This window comes from Paraburkholderia aspalathi (genome assembly GCF_905220735.1).
GTDB lineage: Bacteria > Pseudomonadota > Gammaproteobacteria > Burkholderiales > Burkholderiaceae > Paraburkholderia > Paraburkholderia aspalathi.
Genome location: NZ_CAJNBA010000006.1, coordinates 326533 through 339079, shown reverse-complemented (window position 1 = coordinate 339079; position 12547 = coordinate 326533). Strand labels below are relative to the sequence as shown.

The following is a 12547-nucleotide window of genomic DNA, read 5'->3' as shown; positions in this document are numbered from 1 at the left end:
GGCAAATCAGGGAATGTTCAGATACTTGTGGGTCTGCATCGACAGGCGCCATTGCGGATGGCGTTTGCACCAGTCGATCGCGAGCTTGGTGTTGAGATCGCGCGACGGGCCGTCCATCGGCTGGACGAGGAAATACTCGAAGTCGAGCTTCGCATACTCGGACAAACGCTGGTTGTCCTGCGGAATCACGACCTTCAGTTCGTTGCCCTTGGTGACGACGAGCGGCGCGTCGGCCTTCGGGCTCACGCAGATCCAGTCGATCGTCTCGAGCACCGGCAACGAGCCGTTGGTTTCAATGGCGATTTCGAAGCCGGCGGCATGCAGCGCGTCGACGAACGGCTGATCGATCTGCAACATCGGTTCACCGCCCGTGCAGACCACAAAGCGTTCGCCCTCGCCTTCCGGCCATTGCGACGCGATCATCTGCACCAACTCTTCGGCAGTACGGTACTTGCCGCCGTTCTCACCATCGGTCCCGACGAAGTCCGTATCGCAGAAACGGCAGACCGCATCCGCACGATCTTCTTCGCGGCCCGACCACAGATTGCAGCCGGCGAACCGGCAGAACACGGCCGGACGCCCGGCATTCGCGCCCTCGCCCTGCAATGTGTAGAAGATTTCCTTGACCGCGTAAGTCATGCTGCTTTCTGCCTTGTGTTCCTGAAAATAATTGCCTGCGCGGCGCCCGTTCGCACGGTGCGCCAGCGTAAAACTTCGGTGAGCGTCAGACCGGCTCGGTCACCTTCTCACCGGCCAGATACGCTTCGTAACCGCGCTTGCGCAAGCGGCACGCGGGGCATTCGCCGCAACCGAAACCCCATGCATGCAACTCGGCGCGCTCGCCGACATAGCAGGTATGCGTCTCGACGCGCACCAGTTCGACCAGTTCGTCGCCGCCCAACTCGTGAGCGAGACGCCACGTATCGGCCTTATCGAGCCACATCAGCGGCGTTTCGAGCAGGAAGCGCGTATCCATGCCGAGGTTCAGCGCGACCTGCAATGCCTTCATCGTGTCGTCGCGGCAATCGGGGTAGCCCGAGAAGTCCGTCTCGCACATGCCGCCGACCAGCACCTGCAAACCGCGCCGATACGCGATGGCCGCGGCGATCGTCATGAACATCAGATTGCGGCCCGGCACGAACGTATTCGGCAAACCGTTCGCCGTGGCGTGAATCTCGATCTCGCGCGTCATCGCGGTATCGCTGATCGAGCCGAGCACCGACAGATCGATCATGTGATCTTCGCCGAGGCGGTCGGCCCAAGCCGGAAATGCCCGCGTCACCGCGTTGCGAAAGCCTTCGCGGCATTCGAGTTCGACTCGGTGCCGCTGGCCATAATCGAAGCCCAGCGTCTCGACCGTTTCATAACGTTCGAGGGCCCAGGCGAGGCACGTGGCGGAATCCTGGCCGCCGGAAAACAGCACCAGAGCGCTACGTTTAGCGTCTTTGCGGATCACCGTGAAACTCCGTGAATGATGAGTGCCACGTCGCGCTGCGCGAGGTGCGCCATGCAAGCAACGCGGCGCGACGCGTGCCGGCACTGCTGCCGGCCCAAAGCAGTATAGGCCGCGCCTTCCGCATGCAGAGTCGCTGGGCGCTTATACCGTTAATCGTCGGGCGAAGGGTTCGGCACCTGTTGCGGCCTTGCCGTGTTGCGGCAGAGTGCGCAAAAAGCGCTGCTTCAGGATACGAAAAGACGCGTTTGGTGCGGTGGCGCGCAAGTGGAACGCCGACAGCACCCTCGCATGCAAGTCCTTGAACTGGCGCGATTTTATCACGCGGCGCCCAATGCCGCCGAGCACACCCGCTTGCGGGGCAAGCTGCCTATGCCGCCACACATGCCCATCAGAAAAGGAAAAGCCCCAGGAATCTTGCGATTTCCTGGGGCTGAATCCTGGTGGCCTGGGACGGAATCGAACCATCGACACGCGGATTTTCAATCCGCTGCTCTACCAACTGAGCTACCGGGCCAACGAAGAACGAAATGATATCAAAGGGTCAGCTGCTCGGCAAGCCCCCTCTCGAAAAAATCTACCGCGCCCGAGCCTGCACGCATTGCGCCGGCCGTTCACTCGCCTTTGTTCTTACCGAGATCGACACCGAGTTGCTTGAGCTTGCGATACAAGTGCGTGCGCTCGAGACCCGTCTTTTCCGCGACACGCGTCATGCTGCCATTCTCACGCGCGAGGTGATATTCGAAGTAAGCACGCTCGAACGCATCGCGCGCATCGCGCAACGGGATGTCGAACGAGATCGACGCCGTTTGCGCAGCCAACGCGCCGCTACCCATGCCATCCGACGACAGCATCGGCAACGCAGCCGCCGAAGCCACAGCCGAAGCGCTGACCGGCAACACCGGCTTGGCGACCGCGCCGCCCGGTGCTCCGACCGCATTGCCGCGGGCGAGGCCCTGCTCGACGGCCTTCAGCAGCTTCTGCAACGCAATCGGCTTCTCGAGGAAATTGAGTGCGCCGATCTTGGTCGCCTCAACCGCTGTATCGATCGTTGCGTGACCGGACATCATGATCACCGGCATGGTCAGTTGCCCCTGCGCGGCCCATTCTTTGAGCAAGGTCACGCCGTCCGTATCGGGCATCCAGATGTCGAGCAGCACCAGGTCCGGCGCCTGGCGCAAGCGGAATTCGCGCGCTTCCTGCGCGTTTTCCGCGGCCTCCACGACATGCCCCTCGTCGCTCAGGATCTCCGAGAGCAATTCCCGGATGCCCATTTCATCATCTACCACCAGGATGGTTGCCATTTACGCTGCCCTTGTCTGCACTGTTGCTTTAGTCGTTCCCTGCGGCGCATTGCCATGCGCCGGCCGCGACCCTGCTCCAGGTGCCGCGGCATCGTCTGCCAGTTGAAGGAAGAGGATCGATATCTGCGCGCCTTCGATCACATCGCCCGCTTTCATGCGGTTGCGAATGTCGATGCGCGCGCCGTGTTCGTCGACGATCTTCTTGACCATCGCAAGACCGAGGCCCGTACCTTTGGCCTTGGTCGTCACGTAAGGTTCGAATGCACGTGTCAGGATACGCGCGGGGAAGCCCGGTCCGTTATCCGACACTGTCAGACGCACCGCGACGTGTACTTTGCCTTCCGCGTCGGGGTCTCCGTATTCTACTGTCCTCGTCTCGAGCAACACACGCGGTTGTTCGACGTCGGCCACGGCATCCTGTGCATTCTGCAGCAGGTTGTGAATCACCTGTCGCAATTGTGTCGCGTCGCCGCGAATCGCCGGCAAATCCGCGAGCTCTACCTGAATCGCGCCTTTACCTTCTTCGATACCGTACAGCGTGAGCACTTCGCTGACCAGTTCGTTCAGTTGCAGATGCGCGAGCACCGCCGGCGGCGTACGCGCATAGTCGCGGAAATTGTCGACCATCTGCTTCATCGCCGCGACCTGATTCACGATGGTGGTCGCGCCGCGCTTCAGCACATCGGCATCCGATGGCGACAGCTTGTCCGCGAGTTTCATCTGCAAACGCTCGGCGGACAACTGGATCGGCGTGAGCGGGTTCTTGATCTCGTGCGCGAGACGCCGCGCGACTTCGCCCCACGCGATCGAACGCTGCGCGGAGATCACATCCGAAATATCGTCGAACACTACGACGTAGCCGGAAGTCTGCATGTCTTCTGCATCGCGGTCGGTGGCCGACACAAGGCGCGCGCCGCGCACGAGCAAGGTGAGCGGCTCGGTTTCGCCGGGCACCTGCACCGAGAACTGCTGCTGCCAGTGGCCACGGTCGTCGTGACCGTCGCCGCTTGCGGCCTCGCGATCGGCGAAGGCCTTGCGCACCATGCCGCCGAATTCGCTCAACACGCCAATCTGCTCGAGCGCCGAACCCAGCACCTCCTGGAACTGCTGACGGAAAATCCGTTCGGCGCCGCGGTTTGCGGTGGTGAGACGGAACTGGCGGTCGAACACGAACACGCCCGCGGTCAGGTTCGCGAGAATGCTTTCCAGATAGGCCTTCGAATGTTCGAGCGCGATCCGGTTGTTCTCGACCGCGGCACGCGCTTCGGAGAGCTGCCGCGTCATGGCATTGAACGACTGCGTGAGGAAGCCCAGTTCGTCGCGCGATTTGATTTCGCGCTTCGGCGTGTAGTCGCCCTCAGTCACTTCCTTGGTACCCTGCGCGAGCAGGAACAACGGCCTCGCAAGCTGATTGCCGAGCGCGAGCGCCAGCATCATCGCGATGAAGGTGGCGAGGAACAGCGCAAGCGTCAGCGTGCCGATGTACATCTTGCGCAAGCCGGTACGGCCCAGCGCCTTTTCCTGATATTCGCGATAGGCCCGCTGCACTGCATCGGCGTTTCGCGCGAGCGACGGCGACACCGGCTGCGTGAGCTGCAGGAAGCGTTCGGTCGGCTGCAACAGCGCCGCGTTCGAATCGGGAATGCGCTGCACGACGCGCAGCCGCAACGCGCCCTTGCTGCCATGCGCGCGCGGATCGCCGTCGACTTCCCCTTCGATCGCCGCATAGCCGCGGCCACGCGCCTGATCGATCATCAACGGCGTGGGCAAGTCGTTCGACACGAGCGTCGCGTAATTGCCGGATGCCTGCGCGACCACGTGCATATCCGGTGTCGCGCCCGACATGCTGCGCGTGGGTTCGACGATCGTCGCGTCCTGCACGCCGAACTGATCGCGCAAGCGCAGCAGCGTGAGCGTGGTGCCGGCGGCATCAGCGCTCGCCAGCTGTTCAGACATCAGGCGCCCCTTGGTCTGCAGATCGGATAGCGACGCGTCGAGCATGCCGCGGCCGAGATTCAGGCCCGAGGTCAACGCGGTTTCGACGTTCACGTCGAACCACGATTCGATACTGCGCGAGACGAACTGATACGAGACCACGTAAATGATGCCGCCCGGCACCACGCCGACCAGCGCCATGAAGAACGCGAGCTTCGCTAACAGCCGGGTGCCGAACTTACCTTTTCTAAGCCGCGCAATGATGATGATGACGAGCGTCGCCACCACCAGCAAAAAGATCATCGCGACCACGAGGTTGGCCGCGTACAGCCACTGGTAATAGCGGTCGAAAAATTCGGTATTCGCGCTCGCCGCTGCAAGCAGGACGAGCAGCAGCACGGCCGTCACGGCGACCGTGGACACCAGCACGCGCACGACGATGCTGCTGACGCTGGTGGCTCGGCGCACTCTATTTAGCACGTTCGGTCACCGTGAAGGTAAAGCGTTTCCACTCCGACGAAAGGCTCCAGTCGCGGTTGTTCACCGCGTCGATCTGGAACGGCTTGGGCATCAGCGCGATGTCGAGTTGCATGCGCACCGACGCGTTGTACGTCTCCCCGACATGCACCTGATTGCGGTCGATCACGTGCCACGACGTGATGTGCTTGATCACCGCGAGCGCATCTTTCAGCGTCGTGAAGCCGAGCTGCAAGCCACCCGACGACACGCTCGACACACGATACTCACGCGTGAGCGGCTGGAACGACAGGCGGATGCTCTGCGACACGCTCACCGGCTGCTCGTCGAACCAGTACCAGCGCGGCCGGCTCAGTTCGAAGTCCGTCGTGAAGTACAGCGGAATGCCTTTGTTGACGGCGTCTTCGAGATTGCTGTTCAGGTCGAAGTCGAAACGCGCGTCGATGCTCCAGCCGGTGTTGTCCGATTGCAGCGACGCGCGCTGCACCGCGATCGAATCGGCATACGCCGCGCCCGGTACGGCGAGCCACACGGCCAGCACGATCCAGAGCACGGCAGCGAGCCGAAGCGGGAAGAAGCGTTTGATGGTCACCGTTTCTGAAAGCGCGCGTAGAAAAATCCGTCGTGGTCTGAGTTCGAGCCGGCGCTATCCTCAGCGACATGTCCGGCATGGGACCCGGCCGATGTGCCGGCGGGCGCGCGGGCAACTGCGGGTAAAAGTTGCCCCGGCGCGTCCAATCGTACCGCATCCTGGTACTTGTTTCCAAACCACCGCGCCTGCAACTCGCCTTCTTCGGGAAAGATCGAACACGTAACGTAGAGCAACTCGCCGCCTGGCTTCACGAGTGGCCATAGCGCCTCGAGAATGCGGCGCTGCTCGGCAACCAGTACGGGAATATCCGACGCGCGACGCAGCCAGCGAATATCCGGATGACGCCGCACGATGCCGGACGCCGAACACGGCACGTCGGCCAGAATGCGGTCGAACGGCTGGTCGATGTCGTCGTGCCATTTTGCGGGCGCACCCGCGTCGCCGATACGCACTTCCGCTTCGAGCTTGAGCCGCTGCAAGTTTTCGCCGATGCGACGCGCGCGCGATGCGTCGCTTTCGAGCGCCACGAGTTGCAGGTTGGCGAGTTCGAGCAGATGGCCGGTTTTGCCGCCAGGCGCCGCGCACGCGTCGAGCACACGCATGCCGTCACGCACGCCGAGCAGTTGCGCAGCGAGTTGCGCGCCGGCGTCTTGCACCGACACCACGCCGTCGTTGAAGCCGGGGATCCGGTCGACGGACATCGCCGTGGCGAGCTTGACGGCGTATTCGCCGGACCTGCTCGCGGGAATGTGATGGGCCTGCAGTACCTGCAGATAGGCGTCGACTGTCGAGCGGCGCGCGTTGACGCGCAATGTCAGCGGACCTTGCGTGTTGCCGGAGGCGAGCACGGCCTGCCATGCGTCGGGCCATGCGCGCTTCACCGCATCGATCCACCACGCTGGGTAGTTCCAGCGCGCGACTTCGTCGGCTTGCGCTGCGCTCAGCAGCGCCTCACGCTCGCGCAGGAAATTGCGCAGCACGGCGTTGACGAGACCCTTTGCGAACGCGAATTCACGACGCGCGGCGATGGCGCTCACCGCCTGATCGACAACCGTGAACGGCGTGTAGGCGGCGTTCGCTTCATCGTCGACGAGCAAAGCGAGCGCGCAGGCGAGCACATGACCGACGTGCGGCGGCGGCGCCTTCTTCACCAACTTCGCGATCAGCCACTCGGCGGTCGCCAGACGCCGCATGGTGCGGTACGCGATGTCCTGCACCGCGCCTCGCGCAGCAGCGGCGCTGCCTTCAGGCGCGGAGACGAATACGGCTTGCAGCGCGGCCGGCAAGGCCGCGCCGAGGCGCACGGCGCCGACGGCCTGGCCCGCGCAGTCGAGCGCGAAACCGAGCGATTCGGGCGCGAGATGCAGCATCGTCAAACGGGATTCGCGCGGACGCGTCGATGGCGAAGCAGAACGCGAAGAAGGCTTTGGAGTCATGAAAAAGGCAAAGGCAGGCCGCGCGGTACGCGCGGCGCAATCAGCACACATTGTAGCGTGGCGAGGGGTGGAGACCGCCGAAGGCGGACTGGCGGTCGCGCTTGAACAAAAAAGGCGAGCCCGCAGACTCGCCTTTCGTCACGCCAGATCGACGGATCGGTGCGCCCGTTACTCGAAGCGCCCCGTGCGCGCCATTTCCATCAAACGCGCAATGCGTTCCTCGGTGGCGGGGTGCGTCGAGAACAGATTCGCGATGCCGCCGCCCGCCAGCGGATTCATGATCATCATCTGCGCGGTGGCCGGATGCTGCTCGGCGGTGGGGAACGGAATGCCGCTCGCGTAGCGATGGATCTTGTCGAGCGCCGAGGCGAGCGCCTGCGGATCGCCGGAAATCTGCGCGCCGCCACGGTCCGCTTCGAATTCACGCGCACGCGAAATCGCCATCTGAATCAGCGCACCGGCGATCGGCGCGAGCAACGCCACAGCGATGCCCGCAATCGGGTTCGTGGGACGGCCGTTTTCGTCACGGCTGCCGAAGAACATCGCGAAGTTCGCCAGTGCGGAAATGGCGCCGGCCATGGTCGCCGACACCGTGGAGATCAGGATGTCACGGTGCTTCACGTGCGCCAGTTCGTGCGCCATCACGCCACGCATTTCGCGCTCGGACAGCACACGCAAGATGCCAGTGGTGGCGGCAACCGCCGCGTGCTCCGGATTGCGGCCGGTGGCGAACGCGTTCGGTGCGTCTTCGTTGATCAGGTAGACGCGCGGCATGGGCAGGCCGGCACGCGTGGAAAGCTCGCGCACCATGCGATAGAACTGCGGCGCACTGTTTTCGTCGACTTCCTGCGCGTTGTACATGCGCAGAACCATCTTGTCCGAGAACCAGTACGAAAAGAAATTCATCCCAAGGGCGATCACGAGCGCGATTGTCATACCGCGCGATCCGCCGATCATCCCGCCGATCACGATGAAAAGGGCCGTGATCGCGGCCATCAACATCGCGGTTTTGACCCAATTGAACATGTCTGCTACTCCTTGCCCTAACGCGGGTTCATATCTGCGCCGCGTGATCGCGGCGGCTGATTGTAAGCGAAATGTTAGATATGGGCGCGCGAGGAAAATTCAATCATCTTGATGCAGTGGCGAGCTTGATACCCAAGCCGACGAATGCGCCGCCGACGCCGCGATCCAGCCACCGCTTCACCAGCGGCTGGCCGGAGAAGCGCTGGGTCACGCTGCCGGCAACCCACGCGACAAAACTGTTCCAGATCATGCTCATCACGACGAACACCCCGCCGAGCGTGAGGAACGCCAATGCCTTATGGTCGCTGCCGGTTGTGACGAATTGCGGAAAGAACGACACGAAGAACAGCACGACCTTGGGATTCAGCACATTGGTCCAGAAGCCTTGCAGGAACAACTGACGCAACGATTTCGGCGCGCCGGCCGCGCGCGCTTCGCCCGCCGCCTGATCCGCCGCCGGTTTGACGAAAATCAGGCGCACGCCGAGATACATCAGATAAATAGCACCGACGAACTTGATGACCGTGAATGCCGTGGCTGAAGCGGCCAGAAGCGCCGTCAAGCCGAACGCGCAGGCAAGCGAATGAACGCAGCAACCGGCGGAAATGCCGAGCGCGGACATCAGCCCTGCGCCACGCCCCTGAGCGACGCTACGCCCGACGATGTATGCCGTATCGGGACCGGGCGTCACATTCAGCAGAAAGACGGCGACGACGAAAAACTCGAAATGGGTGATGCCAAACATGAAGATCCTCTAAACGCGGGCTGTTGCATAGAGGATTCTAACGCGCTGGTGGCTTGCAGCGTGGCTGTTGAACATCGGCCGAACGGACGATGTTCAAGCTATGCGCAAGGCGGTTATTTTGCTTCGGGCAGCTGGAAACGCTGACCCGCGGCCAGCGTGGCGCCGGCCAGGAATTCGCGCACCGGCAAGCGCTTGCCGCCGGGTTTTTGCAATTGCGTGAGACGCAGGGCGCCTTCGCCGCAGGCAACCACGACACCTTCCGGAGAAACGTCGGCGATCGTGCCGGGCGCTGTGTTGCCTTGTGCCTCGACCGGGACGGCTGCCCAGATCTTGATCGACGTACCGTCTTCCAGCGTGCCCACGCCACCGGGGAACGGGTCGAACGCACGTACCTGACGCGCGAGGACCGCAGCCGGCTTACGCCAGTCGAGCGCAGCCTCGTGCTTGCCGATCTTTTCCGCGTAAGTCACGCCGTCCGCGGGTTGCGGCGTTGCCGCCAGCTTGCCGCTGCGCTCGAGTTCGATCAGCGCTTCGACGATCAGCTTCGCGCCGTCCTGTGCGAGACGATCGTGGAGGGTGGCCGTGGTGTCGTCGGCGGAGATCGGCGTGCGCGCTTCGGAAATCATCGCGCCGGTATCGAGACCAACGTCCATCTGCATCAGCGTGATGCCGGTTTCCGTGTCGCCCGCCTCGATCGCGCGGTGGATCGGCGCGGCGCCGCGCCAGCGCGGCAGCAACGACCCGTGAATGTTGATACAGCCCAGTGGTGGAATATCGAGCACTTCCTGCGGCAGGATCAGACCGTAAGCGGCCACCACCATTACGTCGTGTGGCGTGGCACGCAGTTGGTCGATCGCGGCGGCGGCTTCGGCCGGATATTTGCCGACGCGGCGCAGCGAAGGCGGCTGCGCCACGGCAAGCCCGTGTTCCTGCGCGTAGCGCTTGACCGGACTCGCCTGCAATTTCATCCCGCGCCCCGCGGGCCGGTCGGGCTGCGTCAGCACGAGCGGCACCGGAAAACCGGCGCTGTGAATCGCGGCCAGCGCGGCCGCGGCGAACTCCGGCGTACCGGCAAAGATGACGCGCAACGAATGACTCATGAAGGGGCAGTAGGCGAGGTGGACGCGCGTTACATCGCGTGGGCGAGCTTCTTCATCTTGCTCTTGATGCGCGTCTGCTTGAGCGACGACAGGTACTCGACGAACACGCGGCCCATCAGGTGATCCATTTCGTGTTGAATGCACACGGCCAGCAAGCCTTCGCAATCCAGCTCGAAGGTTTCGCCCTTCTCGTTCAGCGCCCGCACGCGCACTTTCTCGGCACGCTCGACGTTGTCGTAAATGCCCGGTACCGAGAGGCAGCCCTCTTCCGACAACTTCTTCTCGTCGCTCGACCAGATGATTTCCGGATTGATGAAGGCGAGCAGTTCGTCGTGCGTTTCCGACACGTCGATCACGATCACGCGTTCATGCACGTCCACCTGGGTCGCAGCGAGGCCGACGCCGGGCGCGGCGTACATCGTTTCGGACATGTCGGCGACGAGCCGGCGGATGCGGTCGTTGACGACTTCGACCGGCTTCGCAATCTTGTGCAGCCGCTTGTCCGGGTAATTGAGAATGTTCAGTAAAGCCATGATCTTGAGTGTGTTTTTTCGGCGCCGCTGCCGGTGGAAGGCTAGCGTTGGCCATTCGGCCAGGTTGTGGGCACATCGCGTTACGCAGAGGATAGAGGCTGTCGAACCGGTTCGATTCAACGCGCCACGTGCGCCAAACGACGAGCCCGCGCGGGTGGGCGCGGCGCTGCAGTTATTTCGGATGATGAAAATTTTAGCATGGCGCCCGCCTGCCCGCTGGCCCAGTAAGAGGATCGACCGTCAATGGATACCTTACCCGCAACCCATATTGAACTCGCCGCCTGGCTGCGGCTTTCGCTCGCGCCGGGGCTGAAGCCCGCTGCCCTGCGCCTACTGCTGGGTGCTTTCGGACTGCCGGAAGCGATCTTCAATCAATCGCCCGAGGCGCTTGCCGAGTTCGCAGGCGAGGCCGCGGCGCGCGCCGTGCTGGCGCCGTCCGGCCCGGATTTCGACGCGCAACTCGACGCGGTGATCGCATGGAGCGAGCTGCCCGGCAACCACGTGGTGACACTCGACGACCCCGCCTACCCGCCCGCGCTGCTGACCATGCCCGATCCGCCGCCACTACTATATATAAAGGGCCGGCTCGAGCTGTTGCATACGAAGGCGGTCGCGCTGGTGGGCAGCCGCAGCGCGACGCCGCAAGGCGCGGAGGACGCGGAGCGCTTTGCGCGTGAGCTTTCGCAGGCCGGTGTCACGATCGTTTCCGGGCTCGCGCTGGGCATCGACGGTGCCGCGCATCGAGGCGGCCTGGAAGGCGCCGGTAGTACGGTGGCCGTGATCGGCACCGGAGCTGACCTCGTGTATCCGGCCGCGCATCATGCACTGGCGCGGCAGATTGCAACACAAGGCGCGATCCTTTCGGAATGGCCGCTCGGCACGCCGGCGCGCGCCGCCAATTTTCCGCAACGCAACCGTTTGATCGCCGGCCTCGTCAGCGGGGTTGTGATCGTCGAGGCCGCCATGCGCTCGGGCTCGCTGATCACAGCTCGGCTTGCCAATGAAATGGGGCGCGATATCTTCGCCCTGCCCGGCTCGATCCATGCGCCCTTGTCGCGCGGTTGTCATCGAATCATCAAGCAGGGCGCCAAGCTGGTGGAAACGCCCGATGAGGTGCTGGAAGAATTGGGCATCGCGAAGCCCGTAGCAACTGCGCCGGCATCACCCACAGCCCCGCCGGCCATGAGCGCAGAGGCGTTGCAACTCCTCGACGCACTCGGCCACGCCCCCGCCACGCTTGAAATTCTTGCCACCCGTACCGAGATGGGGGACGCGGCATTGCAAAACACGCTGCTGCAGCTCGAACTCGCCGGCCAGGTGACCGCGCTGCCCGGCGGCCGCTTCACGCGAGCCACCCACGGCTGACCCCGCATGGACCATGGGTTGACCACCATTCGGGATCGGCCATGCTACATTCGCGCCAAAGCACCTGACAAAAGTACGCAAGGAACGACCATGCCCGCGCTGAATCTCGACACCGACCAAGACCGGATCGCCGAGCGCGTCAACGAACCCGACACGCTGTTCGTTGCCTGCCTGTGCGCGGAGTGGTGCGGGACGTGCCGTGAGTATCGGGATGCCTTCGACCGGCTGGCCGATAAGCATCCGGAGATCTGTTTCGCATGGATCGACATCGAAACGCATGCGGACCGCTTCGACGATCTGGATGTCGAGAATTTCCCGACCATCCTGATCGAAGACTCAGTAACGACACGTTTTTTTGGCACGGTTTTGCCGCAGGCGGCGATTGTGGAGCGGATGTTGTCCGATCTGACGGCCGTGCCCGGCGTCAGCGGCGCACCCAAACTGCGGCCCGCGCTCGCCGTCGCGTGACTGTGGCCGCCGGCCGCTGAACCTTGCGGCACGGGCGTTGCGAGCGACACACAGCGCGTTTTCCGCAGCTTGCCCAGTTACTGAGCGCGCAATTATCATGGCGCGCTTTTTAT

Annotated in this window: 12 protein-coding genes and 1 tRNA gene; 2 read left to right on the top strand and 11 right to left on the bottom strand. The window is 63.3% G+C overall.

The genetic code is table 11. From position 1 onward, the window contains the following. Nucleotides 1–6 precede the first annotated feature (6 nt). The 11 genes from queE to def form a co-directional block, all read right to left on the bottom strand. A complete protein-coding gene (queE, locus tag KHO30_RS30655; protein ID WP_054037112.1) occupies nucleotides 7–639 on the bottom strand; it encodes a 7-carboxy-7-deazaguanine synthase in 633 nt (210 codons plus the stop codon). Between the two features lie 85 nt (nucleotides 640–724). Continuing rightward, complete coding sequence (queC, locus tag KHO30_RS30650) at nucleotides 725–1456, bottom strand: 7-cyano-7-deazaguanine synthase QueC (protein WP_063494462.1); 732 nt, start codon at nucleotides 1454–1456, stop codon at nucleotides 725–727. A gap of 438 nt (nucleotides 1457–1894) precedes the next feature. After that, nucleotides 1895–1970, bottom strand: a tRNA-Phe gene (locus KHO30_RS30645). Between the two features lie 97 nt (nucleotides 1971–2067). Further along, complete coding sequence (gene esaR, locus KHO30_RS30640) at nucleotides 2068–2757, bottom strand: response regulator transcription factor EsaR (RefSeq protein WP_093634629.1); 690 nt, start codon at nucleotides 2755–2757, stop codon at nucleotides 2068–2070. Beyond that, a complete protein-coding gene (locus KHO30_RS30635) occupies nucleotides 2758–5172 on the bottom strand; it encodes a sensor histidine kinase (protein WP_211607419.1) in 2415 nt (804 codons plus the stop codon). Next, complete coding sequence (locus KHO30_RS30630; RefSeq protein WP_054037187.1) at nucleotides 5162–5761, bottom strand: DUF4390 domain-containing protein; 600 nt, start codon at nucleotides 5759–5761, stop codon at nucleotides 5162–5164. The genes KHO30_RS30635 and KHO30_RS30630 overlap by 11 nt, the downstream gene beginning before the upstream one ends. Next, complete coding sequence (gene rsmB, locus KHO30_RS30625; protein WP_211703195.1) at nucleotides 5758–7197, bottom strand: 16S rRNA (cytosine(967)-C(5))-methyltransferase RsmB; 1440 nt, start codon at nucleotides 7195–7197, stop codon at nucleotides 5758–5760. The genes KHO30_RS30630 and rsmB overlap by 4 nt, the downstream gene beginning before the upstream one ends. 168 nt (nucleotides 7198–7365) lie before the next feature. Continuing rightward, nucleotides 7366–8223 (bottom strand): zinc metalloprotease HtpX, encoded by an 858-nt coding sequence (gene htpX / locus KHO30_RS30620; RefSeq protein ID WP_093634626.1) that lies wholly within the window; start codon nucleotides 8221–8223, stop codon nucleotides 7366–7368. 103 nt (nucleotides 8224–8326) lie between these two features. Further along, nucleotides 8327–8968, bottom strand: a complete 642-nt coding sequence (locus tag KHO30_RS30615) for a LysE family translocator (RefSeq protein WP_093634625.1) — start codon at nucleotides 8966–8968, stop codon at nucleotides 8327–8329. A 113-nt stretch (nucleotides 8969–9081) separates the two neighbouring features. Next, on the bottom strand, nucleotides 9082–10068 hold the full coding sequence (gene fmt, locus KHO30_RS30610) for a methionyl-tRNA formyltransferase (protein WP_093634624.1): 987 nt from the start codon (nucleotides 10066–10068) through the stop codon (nucleotides 9082–9084). A 29-nt stretch (nucleotides 10069–10097) separates the two neighbouring features. Then, on the bottom strand, nucleotides 10098–10601 hold the full coding sequence (def, locus tag KHO30_RS30605) for a peptide deformylase (RefSeq protein ID WP_054037103.1): 504 nt from the start codon (nucleotides 10599–10601) through the stop codon (nucleotides 10098–10100). Nucleotides 10602–10844: 243 nt separating this feature from the next. Between def and dprA the strand changes: the two genes are divergently transcribed. Together dprA and KHO30_RS30595 are read left to right on the top strand one after the other, a co-directional pair. Beyond that, on the top strand, nucleotides 10845–11966 hold the full coding sequence (gene dprA / locus KHO30_RS30600) for a DNA-processing protein DprA (RefSeq protein ID WP_093634623.1): 1122 nt from the start codon (nucleotides 10845–10847) through the stop codon (nucleotides 11964–11966). A gap of 90 nt (nucleotides 11967–12056) precedes the next feature. Then, nucleotides 12057–12434, top strand: a complete 378-nt coding sequence (locus tag KHO30_RS30595; protein ID WP_097390883.1) for a thioredoxin family protein — start codon at nucleotides 12057–12059, stop codon at nucleotides 12432–12434. The last annotated feature ends 113 nt before the right edge of the window (nucleotides 12435–12547 follow it).